Source organism: Roseicyclus marinus, assembly GCF_030163795.1.
GTDB classification, from domain to species: Bacteria; Pseudomonadota; Alphaproteobacteria; order Rhodobacterales; family Rhodobacteraceae; genus Roseicyclus; species Roseicyclus marinus.
Genome location: NZ_JASJOF010000010.1, coordinates 17,828 through 34,449, shown reverse-complemented (window position 1 = coordinate 34,449; position 16,622 = coordinate 17,828). Strand labels below are relative to the sequence as shown.

General features: G+C 64.9%; 16 protein-coding genes. 9 read left to right on the top strand and 7 right to left on the bottom strand.

Translation table 11 applies throughout. The features are described 5' to 3' along the window. Positions 1–31 precede the first annotated feature (31 nt). Positions 32–1,123, top strand: coding sequence for an alcohol dehydrogenase catalytic domain-containing protein (locus QQK63_RS14585; RefSeq protein WP_277828506.1), 1,092 nt, complete (start codon positions 32–34; stop codon positions 1,121–1,123). A gap of 98 nt (positions 1,124–1,221) precedes the next feature. Further along, on the top strand, positions 1,222–2,451 hold the full coding sequence (locus QQK63_RS14580) for a mandelate racemase/muconate lactonizing enzyme family protein (RefSeq protein WP_277828504.1): 1,230 nt from the start codon (positions 1,222–1,224) through the stop codon (positions 2,449–2,451). Between the two features lie 65 nt (positions 2,452–2,516). On the opposite strand, the gene QQK63_RS14575 is transcribed toward QQK63_RS14580, so the two are convergent. The 3 genes from QQK63_RS14575 to QQK63_RS14565 all read right to left on the bottom strand — a co-directional run bounded on the left by QQK63_RS14575 (position 2,517) and on the right by QQK63_RS14565 (position 4,962). After that, entirely contained in the window at positions 2,517–3,287 is a 771-nt protein-coding gene (locus tag QQK63_RS14575; protein ID WP_277828502.1) for a FadR/GntR family transcriptional regulator, read from the bottom strand. A gap of 76 nt (positions 3,288–3,363) precedes the next feature. Then, positions 3,364–4,008 carry a YiaD family glycine zipper/OmpA-like lipoprotein gene (locus tag QQK63_RS14570; RefSeq protein WP_377135118.1) on the bottom strand — a complete coding sequence of 215 codons (645 nt, stop codon included), beginning with the start codon at positions 4,006–4,008 and terminating at the stop codon, positions 3,364–3,366. Positions 4,009–4,128: 120 nt separating this feature from the next. Next, positions 4,129–4,962 (bottom strand): bifunctional helix-turn-helix domain-containing protein/methylated-DNA--[protein]-cysteine S-methyltransferase, encoded by an 834-nt coding sequence (locus tag QQK63_RS14565; protein ID WP_277828500.1) that lies wholly within the window; start codon positions 4,960–4,962, stop codon positions 4,129–4,131. Between the two features lie 95 nt (positions 4,963–5,057). Between QQK63_RS14565 and nth the strand changes: the two genes are divergently transcribed. Together nth and QQK63_RS14555 are read left to right on the top strand one after the other, a co-directional pair. Then, positions 5,058–5,702, top strand: a complete 645-nt coding sequence (gene nth, locus QQK63_RS14560) for an endonuclease III (protein ID WP_277828498.1) — start codon at positions 5,058–5,060, stop codon at positions 5,700–5,702. Next, the gene (locus tag QQK63_RS14555) at positions 5,699–6,691 is read left to right on the top strand and encodes an adenosine kinase (RefSeq protein WP_277828496.1); all 993 of its coding nucleotides are present in this window, start codon (positions 5,699–5,701) and stop codon (positions 6,689–6,691) included. Before nth ends, QQK63_RS14555 begins: the two co-directional genes overlap by 4 nt. A gap of 26 nt (positions 6,692–6,717) precedes the next feature. Here the strand turns inward: QQK63_RS14555 and QQK63_RS14550 are convergent, their stop codons facing one another. Beyond that, positions 6,718–7,536, bottom strand: coding sequence for a sulfotransferase family protein (locus QQK63_RS14550; RefSeq protein ID WP_277828494.1), 819 nt, complete (start codon positions 7,534–7,536; stop codon positions 6,718–6,720). A gap of 147 nt (positions 7,537–7,683) precedes the next feature. Here QQK63_RS14550 and QQK63_RS14545 point away from each other — a divergent pair, with 147 nt between their 5' ends. From QQK63_RS14545 to QQK63_RS14525, 5 genes are all read left to right on the top strand, one after another. Continuing rightward, positions 7,684–9,261, top strand: a complete 1,578-nt coding sequence (locus tag QQK63_RS14545) for a DUF5928 domain-containing protein (RefSeq protein ID WP_277828492.1) — start codon at positions 7,684–7,686, stop codon at positions 9,259–9,261. A 15-nt stretch (positions 9,262–9,276) separates the two neighbouring features. After that, the gene (locus QQK63_RS14540) at positions 9,277–9,660 is read left to right on the top strand and encodes an HIT domain-containing protein (protein ID WP_277828490.1); all 384 of its coding nucleotides are present in this window, start codon (positions 9,277–9,279) and stop codon (positions 9,658–9,660) included. Positions 9,661–9,736: 76 nt separating this feature from the next. Next, a complete protein-coding gene (locus QQK63_RS14535) occupies positions 9,737–9,928 on the top strand; it encodes a zinc-finger domain-containing protein (RefSeq protein WP_277828488.1) in 192 nt (63 codons plus the stop codon). Positions 9,929–10,007: 79 nt separating this feature from the next. Further along, complete coding sequence (gene polA / locus QQK63_RS14530; protein WP_277828486.1) at positions 10,008–12,812, top strand: DNA polymerase I; 2,805 nt, start codon at positions 10,008–10,010, stop codon at positions 12,810–12,812. Continuing rightward, positions 12,809–13,390, top strand: coding sequence for a pseudouridine synthase (locus QQK63_RS14525; protein WP_284283237.1), 582 nt, complete (start codon positions 12,809–12,811; stop codon positions 13,388–13,390). The genes polA and QQK63_RS14525 overlap by 4 nt, the downstream gene beginning before the upstream one ends. Before the next feature lie 28 nt (positions 13,391–13,418). Here QQK63_RS14525 and QQK63_RS14520 read toward each other — a convergent pair whose 3' ends face one another. The 3 genes from QQK63_RS14520 to QQK63_RS14510 form a co-directional block, all read right to left on the bottom strand. Beyond that, positions 13,419–13,751: a carboxymuconolactone decarboxylase family protein gene (locus QQK63_RS14520; protein ID WP_277828481.1), complete on the bottom strand. Its 333-nt coding sequence runs from the start codon at positions 13,749–13,751 to the stop codon at positions 13,419–13,421. A gap of 161 nt (positions 13,752–13,912) precedes the next feature. Next, complete coding sequence (locus QQK63_RS14515; protein ID WP_277828479.1) at positions 13,913–15,232, bottom strand: pyruvate dehydrogenase complex dihydrolipoamide acetyltransferase; 1,320 nt, start codon at positions 15,230–15,232, stop codon at positions 13,913–13,915. A 13-nt stretch (positions 15,233–15,245) separates the two neighbouring features. Further along, on the bottom strand, positions 15,246–16,622 hold the full coding sequence (locus tag QQK63_RS14510) for a pyruvate dehydrogenase complex E1 component subunit beta (RefSeq protein WP_277828477.1): 1,377 nt from the start codon (positions 16,620–16,622) through the stop codon (positions 15,246–15,248).

Genomic DNA, 16,622 nt, shown 5'->3' with positions numbered 1-16,622 from the left:
CCCGGAACGGCGGGAGGGAGGATCCCAGCGCATGCCCAGACAAATTCGCGCCGCGGTCTGCCGCGCCTTTGGCGCGCCGCTTGGCCTAGAGACGCTTACGCTGCGCGACCCGGGCCCCGGCGAGATCGAGGTGCGGCTCGAGGCGGTCGCGATCTGCCATTCCGACATTTCCTATCTCGAAGGAGCGTGGGGTGGCGCGTTGCCCGCCGTTTATGGCCATGAGGCGGCAGGCCGGATCACCGCCCTTGGCCCCGAAACCGGCGGCCTTGCGCTCGGGGACCGCGTGCTGGTCACCCTGATCCGCGCCTGCGGCAGCTGCCCCGATTGCGCGGGTGGCCGCCCGGTCTACTGCGGCGGAAAGCCTGCGACCGCCCCCAAGCTGACGGATACGGCGGGCCACGTGGTCGAGGCCGCGATGGACTGCGGCGCCTTTGCGGATCATGTGCTGGTTCACCGCTCGCAGATCGCGCCCTTGGGCGAGACGATCGCCCCCCATTGCGCCTGTCTGCTGGCTTGCGGGGTGCCCACGGGGGTCGGCGCCGTCGTCAACACCGCCGGCGTGCGTCCGGGCGAGATCGTCGTTGTGATCGGTGCGGGCGGCGTGGGGCTGAACGCGATACAGGGGGCACGGATCGCGGGGGCGGCGCGGATCGTGGCGATGGACCTCGAACCCTCCAAGCTCGAGGATGCGATGGCTTTCGGCGCGACCGACACGATTGCCGCCACCGACCCAAAGCCTTGGCGCAAGCTTTTGCAGATCACGGGTGGGCGGCTTGCAGCCCATGTTTTCGTCACCGTGGGGGCGATCCCGGCCTATGATGTCGCGCCGCGGCTTCTGGCGCCGGGGGGCACGGCCTATGCCGTGGGCATGCCGCATTCGGGTGCGCGCGCCTCCTACGAACCGGTCATTCTCGCCGCCCTCGGACAGGGCCTGCGCGGGACCAAGATGGGCGACGTGGTTCTGGCCCGCGACATCCCGTGGATGGTCGATCTCCACGCCCAGAGCCGCCTCAAGCTCGACGAACTCGTCTCCCGGACATGGCGCTTCGAACAGATCAATGACGCCATCGCCGACACGAAAGCCGGGCAGGCCCGGCGCAACGTCCTCACCTTCCCGCCCTGATCCCGTCTTTGCTTGCGAAATACTCCGGGGGAGACGCGGCCAGGGGCCGTGTCGGGGGCAGAGCCCCCCGCCCCCCCGCCAACCACAGGGAATGACCCATGAAACTCCAAGACCTCGAGATCTTCAGCATCGCACCGCCGCCGCCCGGCTGGGGCGGGCGGTATTGGCAGATCGTGCGGATCACCACCGCCTGCGGGATTACGGGGCTGGGTGAAGTCTACGCCGCGGCCGTAGGTTCAAAGGCCATGCGCGCCGTGATCGGTGACGTGTTCGAACGCCATATGCTGGGCGAAAATCCCGAGAATATCGAACTGATGGCGCGGCGCGTCTGGTCATCGGGCTTTACCCAGCGCGCCGATCCCACCGTCTTCGGAGCCTTCGCAGGTCTCGAGATGGCGTGCTGGGATATTCTCGGCAAGGCGCGGGAACGGCCCGTCTGGGCGCTTCTGGGCGGCAAGATGAACGAAAGGTTGCGCGCCTATACCTACATCTACCCCGACGACGACACCCCGGCAGAGGAGGTGGGGCGGTTCTGGGTCGATGCGGATGCCCAGGCACAAGCCGCCGCCGCCCGCGTGGCCGAGGGCTGGACGGCGGTGAAATTCGACCCCGCAGGGCCTTACACGATCCGGGGTGGCCATGCGCCCGCGGGGGCGGACATCAGCCTGTCGGCGGCGTTTTGCAAATCGATCCGGGGTGCCGTGGGGGATCGCGCCGATCTTCTTTTCGGCACCCATGGCCAATTCACGCCCGGCCATGCCATCCGGCTGGCAAAGGCGATCGAACCGTATGACCCGCTGTGGTACGAGGAACCGATCCCGCCCGACGATATCGCGGGGCTGGCGGAGGTGGCGCGCGCCACCTCGATCCCGGTCGCAACCGGCGAACGGCTGTGCGGCAAGATGGAATTCGCCGCCGCGCTGCGCGCCGGCGTGCGGATCGTGCAACCCGCGCTGGGCCGCGCGGGCGGTATCTGGGAGGGGCGCAAGATCGCCATCCTGGCCGAAGCGCACAGCGCCCAGATCGCGCCCCATCTCTATGCCGGTCCGGTGGAATGGGCGGCCAATGTGCATCTGGGCGTCGCTTGCCCAAACCTCCTCATGGTCGAGGCGATCGAAACCGATTTTCACAAGTCCCTGGTGCGCGGTCGCCCCGTCGTGGAGGGGGGCTTTGTCGAAGCGCCGAATGCGCCGGGTCTCGGGATCGAACTGGACGATACGCTGGCCGCCGCCCACTCCTGGACGGGCAATCGGTTGCATCTGGAGATGCAGGAGGCACCCTGCGACTGGCAGAACGGCAATGCGTTCGGCGGCGGCGCAGTGGATTGACGCTGCGCGCGCGGCCCGCTTGGGCCCGTGCATATTTTTGGAAAGAGGAAGGGCAGGGCGCGGGTTCAGTCGCGTTCCTGCTCATGGGCATAACGCAGCCGCGCGACTTCCTCGTTCTTTTCGGCGCGGCGCAATTCACCCAGCCGGCTTTCGACATAGCTCAGGTGTTCCACCACGGCGGCGCGGGCGGCGGGCGCATCGCGGGCCTGAAGGGCCGCGTTGATCTCGCGGTGATGATCCAGCAGCAAATCCCGTGTGGTGCGGCTCTTGAACATGCGCTGGCGGTTGAAGAAGACCCCCTGTTTCAGGAGGTCGAAGATCGAGCGCATCATGTGCAGCAAGATCACGTTGTGGCTGGCCTCGAGGATGGCGAGGTGAAACTCGGCGTCCAGTTCGGCTTCGTCGGCGGGGTTCCGTTTCTTGTGGGCGGCTTCCATCTTGCGGAAGATCGTGTCGATCACCTTCAGATCGGTGTCCGAACCCTGCACGGCGGCCCGTTCGGCGGCGATCGCCTCCAGATCGCGGCGAAAAGCGATGTAGTCGAAAACCGCCTCTTCGTGGCTCGAGATCAAGCGGATCAATGCCGGCGAAAAGGCAGAGCCCAGCACATCGGCGACATAAATCCCCGCGCCCGCCCGGGTGGCCAGAAGCCCCCGATCCTGCAATTCCGCGATGGCCTCGCGCAAGGACGGACGCGACACGCCCAGACGCTCGCTCAATTCGCGTTCGGACGGCAGACGTTCACCCGGGCGCAGGATGCCGCGCAGGATCAGTTGCTCGATCTGCCGCACCACGGAATGCGACAGTTTCTCGGCCTCGATGCGTTGAAACGGCATGGCCCCCTCCCGAATTGGTCAAATTCTATGACCAGCGGGAGAGGGCTGTCCAGTTGAATGGCGGCGCGTCCGGGGATCAGCGCGGGCGGATGACCACCTCGACACGGCGGTTCTGTGCGCGACCCTCGGGGGTGAGGTTCGAGGCGACGGGTTCGTCCTCGCCGCGGCCAAAGGCGCGCACCCGGCCCGGCGACACGCCCTGTTCCAGCAAGACGCCTGCCACCGCTTGCGCCCGGCGCGCCGAGAGGTCCTGATTGTAGCCCGCGCTGCCGGTGTTGTCGGTATGGCCGATCACGTCCACCGTGGTGTCGGGATATTGTTGCAGGTTGCGCGCCAGCGCCCGCAGATCGGATTGCAGGCTGGCGCGGATCGCGGCGCTGTCGATGTCGAACAAGATGCCTTCGGGCATGGTCACGACCAGTTCCTCGCCGGTGTTGACGATGCGGATGTCGTCGCTGGCAAGGCTGCCGCGCAGGTCGCGCGCCTGCCGGTCGAGTGCGGCACCGATGGCCCCGCCCGCCAGCGCCCCCGCCGCGCCGCCGACAATCGCGCCCATGCCCGGATCGCTGTCATTGCCGAAGGCGCCGGCCGCGGCCCCCAGCATGCCCCCGATGATCGCGCCGCTTTGGGTGCGCTCGCCCATCGGGGCGGTGTTCACACAGCCCGTCAGGGCCAAGGCCGATACGGTGACGAAGGCAATGGATGTCGTACGGATGTTCATGGCTTAGCCCTTCCAGTCTGCTCCGGCGCGGTTGGCCCGCGGATCTCGTTCAGAGCAACTATAGCAGTCCCGCGCGCCGGTCGCAGGGGGAATTTGGCAAAAATGGCGGAATCCCGCCGGTCACGCCCCGGTGCGGGCCGCTTCATGCGCGAGCATGGCGCGCTTGACCGGCAGGCCCCAGTGATAGCCGCCCAATTCGCCCGATTTGCGCAAGGCCCGATGGCAGGGAATCAACCAGCTGATCGGGTTGCGCCCCACCGCCGTGCCGACGGCCCGGACCGCACGGGGGTGGCCCGTGGCCAGCGCGATCTCGGAATAGGTGGTCACATGGCCTGTGGGCACCTGTAACAGCGCTTCCCAGACCTTGATCTGGAAGGGTGCGCCGATGAGGTGCAGCTTGGCTTCGCCCTCGGTCTCGCCGAAGGCCGCTGCGGCCATCGGGGCCAGCGCCGCCGTATCTTCGACAAACCGCGCTGCGGGCCAGCGCCCCTGCAGGTCGGCCAAGGTCGCCTCCGGCCCGGTTTCGGCGGCAAAGCCAAGTCCGCAGATGCCGCGATCAGTACCCATCACCAGCGCCGGGCCAAAGGGGCTGTCGAACCATCCCTGCCGGATCGTCAACCCCGCGCCCCCGCGCGCGTAATCGCCCGGGGCCATCGCCTCCCAGGTCAGGAACAGATCGTGCAGCCGCCCGGACCCGGACAGGCCGATGGCATCCGCGGTGGCCAGCGTCGTGAACCGCTCACGCAAGAGAATCCGCGCGTGATCCAAGGCCAGATATTGCTGGTAGCGTTTGGGGCTGACGCCCACCCATGCGGTGAAGATGCGCTGGAAATGCGCGGCGCTCATCCCCATTCGTGCGGCCAGCGCCTCGAGGCTCAGCGGGGCATCGGCTGCGTCGATCTCCGCGATGGCGCGGCGGATGACGTTGTAATGATATGCGGTCTCTTGGGTCATGCCGCGACCATAGCCTGCCGAGGGCAGGGCGCGCGACCCGGAACTTGCGCCAAAACGGCCTTGCCGGGCGGGGCGCAAGCGGCCAAAAGGGCGCCATGGCCAAGCAATTGCCCTATCCCGTGATGCGCGAGATCTTCGCCCGGTTTCAGGCTGCCGAACCTGAGCCCAAGGGCGAATTGCACCATACCAACGCCTTCACCCTCGTCGTCGCCGTGGCGCTCAGCGCGCAGGCCACCGATGCCGGTGTCAACAAGGCGACAAAGCGGCTCTTCGAGATCGCGGACACGCCTCAAAAGATGCTCGCATTGGGCGAAGAGGGTGTGATCGAGCATATCAAGACGATCGGCCTTTTCCGCAACAAGGCCAAGAATGTCATCAAGCTGAGCCGGATCCTCGTCGAGGAATACGGGGGGGAAGTGCCGTCCTCCCGTGCCGCGCTGCAATCGCTGCCGGGCGTGGGGCGCAAGACCGCCAACGTGGTCTTGAACATGTGGTGGCGTTTTCCCGCGCAAGCGGTCGACACCCATATCTTCCGGCTTGGCAATCGGGCGGGCATCGCGCCGGGCCGTGATGTCGATGCGGTCGAGCGCGCCATCGAAGACCATGTTCCCGCCGAATTCCAGCTTCACGCCCATCACTGGATGATCCTGCACGGCCGCTATACTTGCGTCGCGCGCAAACCCAAATGCGCCGCCTGCCTGATCGCCGACCTGTGCCAATACGAGGACAAGACCCAATGACCAAGACCTACGACCTTGTCGGGATCGGCAATGCCATCGTCGACGTGATTTCGCATGGCGATGACAGTTTTCTCGACAACATGGGGATCGAGAAGGGGATCATGCAGCTGATCGACCGGGAACGCGCCGAATTGCTCTATGCCGCGATGAAGGACCGGGTGCAGACGCCGGGCGGGTCGGTCGCCAACACGATCGCGGGGGCCGGCACGCTCGGGCTGACCACGGCCTTCCTCGGCAAAGTCAAGGATGACGCGCTGGGCCGTTTCTATGCGCAGGGCATGGCCGATCAGGGCACCGATTTTCCCAATCCGCCGGTCAAGGATGCGCCTGCGCCGACCTCGCGTTCGATGATCTTCGTCTCGCCCGATGGCGAGCGGTCGATGAACACCTACCTCGGAGCCGGTGCCGATTTCGACGCGGGCGATGTGGATGCCTCTGTCGCGGGTCATGCGCGGTGGCTCTTCCTCGAGGGCTATCTTTACGACAAGCCTGAGGGGAAAACGGCCTTCACCGCTGCCGCCGATCATTGCCGCAAGGGGGGTGGCAAGGTCGGCATCACGCTTTCCGATCCCTTCTGCGTCGACCGGCACCGCGCCGATTTCCTGTCGTTGATCGAGGGGCAGATGGATTACGTTATCGGCAACCACGAGGAATGGCTGGCGCTCTACCAGACCGATGACCTGGATGCGGCGCTCGCGCAGGCTGCCGCGATCTGCGATATCGTCGTCTGCACCCATTCCGGGGAACCGGTAAAGATCCTGCGCGGCGCCGAACGCGTCGAGGTGCCGGTGACCCGCATCACGCCCGTGGACGCGACCGGCGCGGGCGATCAATTCGCGGCAGGGTTCCTGTATGGCATGGCCACGGGCCGCGATCTGGAGACGGCGGGGCGCATGGGCGTGGCCGCCGCGTCCGAAGTGATCCGCCATGTCGGCCCCCGCCCGCAGCGCCCCCTGTCGGAGGTCTTTGCCGAGGCCGGTCTCATCTGATCCGGAGAAGCAGGTCGGGCGACGCGTCAGTCGCCCAACTTGGCGTGGACCTCGTCGAGATCGATTTCCCCTGTCGGCATCTTGTTCGCAGGGTTCTCGAAATCGTATCGGAACAGCTCGAAATCCCGGTGGTAGATCTCGTAGACGAGATGCATCGACAGATCGTCGAAGTACTCCTCCACCGGGTGCAGCCGCTTGGGCCCGTGTCCTTCGCTTTCGTTGAACCGCGGCACGTTCTTCAACTCGACCGGGTGCTTGACCTCGATCGCGTCCAGAACGCTTTGCATGCCTTCGTCGAATTTCTCGGTCCAGAAGATGTTGTCGTAGCGCCCGCCGTTCACGATCAGGGTCGAGACATGTCCCGCCATGGCCGACCAGTGGATGTCGGGCTCCATCGGGCGGCGCCAGCGGATCGTGTCGCGCGCGAACAACAGGAAGCGGCGAAAGCTCGCGATCTGGTCGAATTCGCCCTTGCCGTCATCGCCGCCCACCTCGATCCCGTATTTCTGGATCAAGAGCGGTACGAGGTTGCCGCGATAGCGTTTGCCGTTGCGCTGGATGCCGCAGATCTTGTCGAAAAACGACGACAGGATACGGGTATAGGGGTTGCGCACGCAGGTGAAAGTATAGGTCTCGCGCGCCCTGACGCTGCGCTCGATCACCGGCTGGCTCGCCTCGAGCGACCATTTGTGCATGCCACCGGTCGCGTCATGGATGTCGCCGTCGAAATAGACGCCGTTATCTGAATAATACATGATCTGGCCGATGGTCGAACAGGCGCATTTCGGCACCACGCGGTACACGACGCTCTCGCTCTCCGTCATCCAGGTTCCGGGAAATCCCATACTCTTGGCCTCGTTCTTGCTCTTGCCCAGACAGGGTGCCGTTAGGACAAGTTACCGATAGGATCAAACTAGATCTGCGTCTTCATTCTCTGGCAAGTTATGTATAGTCAAACACTAACGTACGACTGAGGCGCAGTAGTTCTACGCATGGCGAAAATCGCATTCATCTTGCTGTGTCACAAGGACCCGGCCGCAGTCATCCGTCAGGCCGAGCGTCTGACGGCGACAGGTGATTGCGTGGCGATCCATTTCGACGCGCGGTCGAAGGATGCCGATTACGCCGCCATAACCGAGGCGCTGGCCGACAATCCTTCGGTCTGTTTCGCCAAGCGGCGGATCAAATGCGGCTGGGGCGCGTGGAGCCTTGTGCAGGCGACGCTGAACGCGATCGAGGCGGCCGAGCGCAAGTTTCCCAAGGCCACGCATTTCTACATGCTGTCGGGCGATTGCCTGCCGGTGAAATCGGCGGCCTATGCCCACAGGTTTCTCGACGCGCATGACCGCGACTACATCGAAAGCTTCGATTTCTTCAATTCGGACTGGATCAAGACGGGCTTCAAGGAAGAACGCCTGATCTACCGGCACTGGTTCAACGAACGCACCCACAAGAAGCTTTTCTACCGCAGCTTTGAGATCCAGAAGGCGCTGGGCCTGACGCGGCGTATCCCCGAGGATATCGAGGTGCAGATCGGCAGCCAGTGGTGGTGCCTGCGCCGCCGGACGATCGAGAAGGTGCTGGAATTCTGCCGCACGCGGCGTGACGTGGTGCGCTTTTTCTCGACGACCTGGATCCCGGACGAAACGTTTTTCCAGACGCTGGTGCGCCATCTCGTGCCCGACCGCGAGATCGAGAGCCGGACGCTGACTTTCAAGATGTTCAGCGATTACGGGATGCCCGTCACTTTCTACAACGATCAATATGACCTGCTGATTTCGCAAGACTACCTGTTCGCCCGCAAGATCAGCCCTGAGGCGATGCTGCTCAAGGAACGGCTTGGCGCGCTGTGGCAATCCGAACGGGTGGATTTCGCCACCAGCAAGGAGGGCGAGAAACTCCACGCCTTCCTCACCGGGCGCGGGCGGATCGGCAAGCGCTACGGCACGCGGTTCTGGGAACGCGAAAGCACGCTGGGCCCCGACCGCAATCTCTACATGCTGGTCTGCAAGAAATGGCACGTGGCCAAGCGCCTGCTGCACGCCGCCTCGGACGGGCTGGACATCCGGGGTGTGGAGTACCTGTTCGACGAGGCGTCTTGCGCGGTGCCGCATCTGGGCGGGATCGAGCGCACGTTGGAAAAGCGCAACCGCCACAGGCGCGCGTTGATGCGGATGCTGTTCGATTATTACGACACCGACAAGCTGATGATCTGCCTCGATCCCGGCAATATCGGACTGATGCGCGATTTCATGACCGACCGCGCCAACGCCCGCATCCTCGAATTGCAATGCGTCTTCGATGACCAGTATCTGGTCGGCCATGCCCATCGGGTGGGGCTGGCCACGGCCGACACGCCGGGCGAGGTGATCGGGCGGATGCTGCCGACACTGCGCCATGAATTCGCCGATGAGTCGATCCGCATCCGGGATGCCGAATTCCCGCGCCACTGGCGGATCCGGCAGGATCGGTCCGTTGCCGAAAATGCGGCGGCCCTTGCCGATTTCTTCGACATTCCCGCCGATCACGGTCAGGCTCTGGCCGAGACACCGTATCTCTTCGCAGATTGAAGCCCGGAGACTGCCATGCCCTATGCCTATGACTCCCAGAACATCTTTGCCCGTATTCTGCGCGGCGAGATTCCCAACCAGACCGTGGCCGAGACAGAGCATACGCTGGCCTTCAACGACATCTATCCGCAGGCGCCGGTCCATGTTCTGGTGATCCCCAAGGGGCCCTATGTCTGCGCCGACCATTTCGCGCTGGAGGCATCGGAGGCCGAGATCGTCGATTTCTGGCGCACGGTCGGGCGCATCTGTGCCGACAAGGGTCTTCAGCCCGGTGAGGGCGGTCAGGGCTATCGCACCATTTCCAACGCGGGCGAGGTCGCGGTGCAGGAAGTGCCGCATTACCACGTCCATATCCTGTCAGGCCGCCCGTTGGGCCGCATGCTGCAAAAGGCCGAATGAGCCGCAGGGCCCGCGACTTGTCCGGGCCGCCACAACCTGCCATATCGCCCGCAACGACCAGCCGAGGAGTACAGCCATGCCCGTCCCCGCGCCCGAAACCGAGATCGTGACCCAATGGCGCGTCGCCTGCGACGGCGGGCAGGGCGCATTGGGCCATCCGCGGGTCTGGCTGTCGCTGTCACCCGCGACGGGCGAGGTCGAATGCGGCTATTGCGACAAGAAATTCGTACATGCCGATTTCGCCGACAAGACCGGCGTCGCCGACTGAGAGGCGCAAAACCGGGGATGCACCCCGCGCCCGCCCGCGCTAGAACCACCCTTGGACGAACCGGGGAAAGGGCGCGGCAATGGCATTCGGCAAGGGACATCACCTGCATCTGGTCGACGGCTCGGCCTTCATCTTTCGCGCCTATCACGCGCTGCCGCCGCTGACCCGCAAATCCGATGGATTGCCCATCGGGGCCGTCTCGGGCTTTTGCAACATGATCCACCGGATGATCGAGGCCAACACCGGCCCCGATGCGCCGACCCATGCCGCCGTCGTTTTCGACAAGGGCAGCCATACGTTCCGCAATGACATGTACGACCTCTACAAGGCCAACCGCGAGGCCATGCCCGAGGATCTGCGCCCCCAAATCCCGCTGACGCGCGAGGCGACGCGCGCCTTCAACCTCGCCTGTCTGGAGCTGGAGAATTACGAAGCCGACGACATCATCGCGACACTGGCCCGACAGGCGCGCGAGGCGGGCGGGCGCTGCACCATCATTTCCTCGGACAAGGACCTGATGCAGCTGGTCGGCGGCGGGGTCGAGATGTTCGACGCGATGAAGAACACCCGCATCGACACAGAGGGGGTCGAGGCCAAGTTCGGGGTCGCCCCCGACAAGGTGGTCGATGTGCAGGCGTTGGCGGGCGACAGCGTCGACAACATTCCCGGCGCCCCCGGCATCGGGATCAAGACCGCCGCCCTTCTCATCAACGAATTCGGTAGTCTCGAGGCGCTGCTGGAGCGGGCCGAGGAGGTGCCGCAGCCCAAGCGCCGCCAGACGCTGATCGAGTTTGCGGACCAGATCCGCCTGTCCAAGCGTCTGGTCACGCTCGATGACAAGGTGCCGCTGGACGTGACGCTCGACGATCTGGAGGTGATGGAACCCGATGCGCAGGTGCTGCTCGAATTCCTGGGCAAGATGGAATTCCGCACGCTCACCAAGCGCATCGCCGATGGTCTGGGCGTCGAGGCGCCCGCCATCCCCGATGCCGATCCCGCCGGGGCGGAGCCCGCCCCGGGCGATGCGCCCAAGATGCCGCCCATCGACCGCAGCACATATGAGGTGGTGCGCGACGCCGCCGCGCTGAAGGCATGGATCGAGCGCGCCACCGCGCGGGGCGAGGTCGCCATCGACACCGAAACCACCGGGCTTGACGAGATGAAAGCCGATCTGGTCGGTGTCGCGCTGGCCACCGGGCCGGGGGCTGCGTGCTACATCCCGCTCACGCACAAGGCCGAGGGCGGCGAGGGGCTGTTCGGGTCCGACGCCTTGGCCGAGGGGCAGTTGGGCCTCGAGGAGGCACTGGCGCTCCTGAAACCGCTCTTCGAGGATGCGAGCGTTCTCAAGATCCTGCAAAACGCCAAGTATGACGTGAAGATCCTCGCGCGCTACGGGATCGAGGTCGCGCCCATCGACGACACGATGCTGATGTCCTACGCGATGAACGCGGGCCTGCACGGGCATGGGATGGATGCGCTCTCCGAACGCTACCTTGGCCATGTGCCGATCCCGATCAAGGATCTGATCGGATCGGGCAAATCCCAGATCACCTTCGACCGGGTCAAGATCGCGGATGCCGCCCCCTATGCCGCCGAGGATGCCGATGTGACATGGCGGCTGTGGCAGACCTTCAAGCCGCAACTCCACCGCGCGCAGGTCACGACGGTTTATGAAACGCTGGAGCGCCCGCTGGTGCCGGTTCTGGCGCGGATGGAAATGGCAGGGATCAAGGTCGACCGCGATGTCCTGAGCCGCATGTCCAATGCCTTCGCCCAGAAGATGGCGGGGCTGGAGGCCGAAATCCATGAATTGGCCGGGGAAAGCTTCAACGTGGGCAGCCCCGCGCAACTGGGCGAGATCCTGTTCGACAAGATGGGCCTGCCCGGCGGACAGAAGGGCAAGACCGGCAAATACGCGACCCCCGCCGATGTGCTGGAGGATCTGGCCACCGAACACGACCTGCCGGGCCGCGTGCTGGATTGGCGGCAACTGTCGAAGCTGAAATCGACCTATACCGATGCCCTGCAAGACCACATCAACCGCGAGACGGGGCGCGTCCACACCTCCTATGTTATCGCGGGCGCCAATACCGGGCGCCTCGCCTCGACCGATCCGAACCTGCAAAACATCCCTGTCCGCAGCGAAGAAGGCCGCCGCATCCGCGAGGCTTTCGTGGCGGATCGGGGCAAGGTTCTGGTATCGCTCGACTATTCCCAGATCGAATTGCGCATCCTTGCCCATATCGCCGGGATCGACGCGCTCAAACAGGCCTTCCGCGAGGGGCAGGACATTCACGCGGCCACCGCGTCGGAAATGTTCGGCGTGCCGCTCGACCAGATGACAGCCGATGTGCGCCGTCAGGCCAAGGCGATCAATTTCGGCGTGATCTACGGCATCTCGGGCTTTGGCCTTGCGCGCAACCTGCGCATCCCGCGCGCCGAGGCTCAGGGGTTCATCGACCGCTATTTCGAACGCTTTCCCGGCATCAAGGATTACATGGAGGCGACCAAGGCCTTCGCCAAGTCGAACGGCTACGTCCAGACGCTCTTCGGGCGCAAGATCCACACGCCCGAGATCAATGCCAAGGGTCCGGGCGCTGGCTTTGCCTATCGCGCGGCGATCAACGCGCCCATTCAGGGCACGGCTGCAGACATCATTCGCCGCGCCATGATCCGGATGGAGGATGCCATTGAGGATCTGCCCGCGCGGATGCTGTTGCAGGTCCACGACGAACTTCTGTTCGAGGTCGACGAGGGCGCGGTCGATCCGCTCATCACCCGTGCCCGCGAGGTGATGGAGGGGGCCGCCCATCCCGCCGTGCATCTCGACGTGCCGCTGATCGTCGATGCGGGGCAGGGGGCGAACTGGGCCGTGGCGCATTGAGCCGTCCACGCCCAAGACCCCGGACGCCCAAGGGCGAGACGCGGTTGATCGCCTTCAACAAGCCGATGGATGTGCTCAGCCAATTCACCGATGACGGGAATTGGCCGGGTTTGAAGCGGTATCTCGACATGCCGGGGATGTATCCGGCGGGCAGGCTCGACCGCGACAGCGAAGGACTTCTCCTGCTCACCAATGACGGCATCTTGCAGGCGCGGCTGACCGATCCGAAATCCCACACGCCCAAGACCTATTTCGTCCTTGTCGAAGGCACACCGACCGAAGCCGCGCTCGAGGCGTTGCGTCTTGGCGTGACGCTCAAGGATGGGCCGACGCGGCCCGCGCGGGTCGAACAGGTGGCGGAGCCCGGCTGGCTCTGGCCCCGCGATCCCCCGGTGCGGTTCCGCGCGAGCATCCCCGAGGCGTGGTTGAAGCTGACGATCACCGAGGGGCGCAACCGGCAGGTCCGGCGCATGTGTGCCCATGTCGGCCTGCCCGTGCTGCGCCTGATCCGCTGGTCCGTCGGCCCTCATACGGTCGAGGGTCTGAGGCCCGGCGGCTGGAAGGCGCTTCAGCCCTAGTCAGACAAACCTGCAGTTTTGCGCAAGATCACGACAGCTGGTCGAACGCCTCCATCGCCTTGGCCCCGTACATGTAGCCGGGCCCACCGTTCATCAGCACGCAGACATTGACCGTTTCCGCCACCTCCTTGCGCGTGGCGCCCGCCCGGATCGCGGCCTTGACGTGAAAGCCGATGCAATCGGTGCACTGCTTGGAAATGCCTATGGCAAGGGCGATCAATTCCTTGTCCTTGGTCGACAGCGCGCCGGGGGCAAGGGCCGCTTCGTGCAGCTCGTGAAACCCTTTGGCGGTCGCGGCCTGTTCCGCGCGCATCGGACCCAGCAGGGCAGAGGTCTGGCGCAGCGTGTCTTTCCAATCCATCGGTACTATCCTTGTGCAAGATCTTCCCCGGATAGATCGATGCCCGCGCCGCCACCTTGCGACAGATCAAATGTCATCTCCAAATGGCGACGGGGCCGCGCGTTTCTGCGCAGCCCCGTCTAAAAGCGTCGCCACTCCTCCCCGGCGCCGCTATTCCTTGTTCATGCAAGCATTGTCATGGGGTTCTCAAGATTGTCAACAATCGCTTGCAGAAGTTCGGCACCCAGCGCGCCGTCGATGACCCGGTGATCGACGGACAGCGTCACCGACATGACGGTCGCCACGGTCAATTCGCCATCGGCCCCAACCACGGGTTTCTTCACGCCTGCGCCCACGGCCAGGATCGCGCCATGGGGCGGATTTATCACCGCGTCGAAATTCTCGATCCCGAACATGCCGAGGTTGGAGATCGCGAAACTGCCGCCGACATATTCATGTGGGGCAAGCTTGCGGTCGCGGGCGCGTGTGGCGAGGTCCTTCATCTCCGCCGACAGGGCCGACAGAGATTTCTGGTGCGCGTCCTTCAGGACCGGCGTGAACAGCCCGCCATCGACCGCGACGGCCACCGCCACGTCCGAGGGCTTCAGCCGCAGCATCCGGTCACCCGCCCAGACGGAATTGGCGGCGGGCACCTGTTGCAGTGCATTGGCGCAGGCCTTGATGATGAAATCATTGACCGACAGCTTCACCCCGCGCCCTTCCAGCTGCTTGTTCAGCTGGCCGCGGAATTTCATCAGCGCATCGAGCTTGATGTCGCGGCGCAGGTAGAAATGCGGGATCGTCTGCTTCGCCTCGGTCAGACGGGCAGCAACCGTGCGGCGCATCCCGTCAAGCTTGACCTCTTCGTAGTCGCGGCCTTCGTACATGCGCATGACCTGGCTCGCATCGGGGCCGGTCGGCATCCCCGCTGCTGCGGCCTTGGGCGCCTCGGACGGGGCAGAGGCCGCCGCGGCAGGGGCCGCTGCCTTGGGTGCGGCGCTGGCGGTCGCGCCCTCCACATCGGCCTTCACGATCCGCCCATGCGGGCCGGACCCCTTGATCTGGCTCAGATCGAGGCCTTTGTCGGCGGCGATCCGGCGTGCCAACGGCGAGGCAAAGACGCGCTCGCCATCCGCAGCCTTGGTGGCCGCAGGCGCAGGGGTGGCCTGCGCGGGGGCAGGGGCCGCCTCTGTCGCTTTGGGGGCGTCGGAGGTCTTGGCCGCCGGTGCCGATCCGCCGCCGATATCCGCCGCGGTTTCGCCTTCGGCCAGCAGCACGGCGATGGGGGCGTTCACCTTCACCCCTGCACTGCCTTCTTCTACAAGAATCTTGCCGATCACGCCTTCGTCGACGGCTTCGAATTCCATCGTCGCCTTGTCTGTTTCGATCTCGGCCAGGATGTCACCGGCATTGACGGTATCACCCTCTTTGACCAGCCATTTCGCCAGCGTCCCTTCCTCCATGGTCGGGGACAGCGCGGGCATCAGGATTTCCGTGGGCATCGCGCGCTTCTCCTTAGCGGTAGGTGACTTGGCGAACGGCCTCGATCACCTCGGCGGTGGAGGTCAGCGCCAGTTTCTCGAGATTGGCCGCATAGGGCATCGGCACGTCCTTGCCGGTGCAGTTCAGGACCGGCGCATCGAGGTAATCGAAGGCATGGGTCATGATATAGGCCGACAGGTGGTTGCCGATGGAGCAGACGGGGAAACCTTCCTCGACCGTCACGCAGCGGTTGGTTTTCCGGACGCTTTCTAGGATCGTGTCGTAATCAAGCGGGCGCAGCGTGCGCAGGTCGATCACCTCGGCCTCGATGCCCTCAGCGGCCAGTTTCTCGGCCGCTTCCAGCGCGTAGGTCATGCCGATCCCGAAGCTGATGATGGTCACATCCGACCCTTCGCGCCAGATACGGGCCTTGCCGAAGGGGATGGTGAAATCCTCTACATCCGGCACTTCGAAGGACCGGCCGTAGAGGATCTCGTTCTCAAGGAAGATGACCGGGTTCGGATCGCGGATCGCGGTCTTCAAGAGGCCCTTGGCGTCTGCCGCCGAATAGGGCTGCACGACCTTGAGGCCCGGAATGTGGGAATACCACGCCGCGTAATCCTGGCTGTGCTGCGCGCCGACGCGGGCCGCGGCACCATTGGGACCACGGAACACCATCGGCGCGCCCATCTGGCCGCCCGACATGTAGAGCGTCTTGGCCGCCGAGTTGATGATATGGTCGATCGCCTGCATGGCGAAGTTGAAGGTCATGAATTCGACGATGGGTTTGAGCCCGCCGAAGGCCGCGCCGACACCGATCCCGGCAAAGCCGTGTTCGGTGATCGGCGTGTCGATCACGCGACGCGCCCCGAATTCGTCCAGCAGGCCTTGGGTGATCTTGTAGGCGCCCTGATACTCGGCAACTTCCTCGCCCATGACGAAGACGGTGTCGTCGGATCGCATTTCCTCGGCCATGGCGTCACGCAGCGCTTCGCGGACGGTCTGGGTCTTCATCTTGGTGCCTTCGGGCCAATCGGGCGTGCGGGGTGCCTTGGGCGCTGCCGGGGCCGGGGCTGCCGTCGACGGCGCGGGATCGGCCCGGCCCTCGGAGGTCTGGAGAGCGGCAGGGGCAGGGGCGGCGGCGGCCTTGGGCGCTTCCATCTCCTCGCCCGCCTCGCCGATGATGGCGATGGGGGTGTTGACCTTCACACCTTCGGTGCCTTCCGCGACAAGGATCTTGCCGATGACGCCTTCATCGACGGCCTCGAATTCCATCGTGGCCTTGTCGGTTTCGATCTCGGCCAGGATGTCACCGGCATTGACGGTGTCGCCTTCCTTGACCAGCCATTTGGCCAGCGTGCCTTCCTCCATCGTGGGGGAGAGGGCGGGCATGAGAATTTCGGTTGCCAT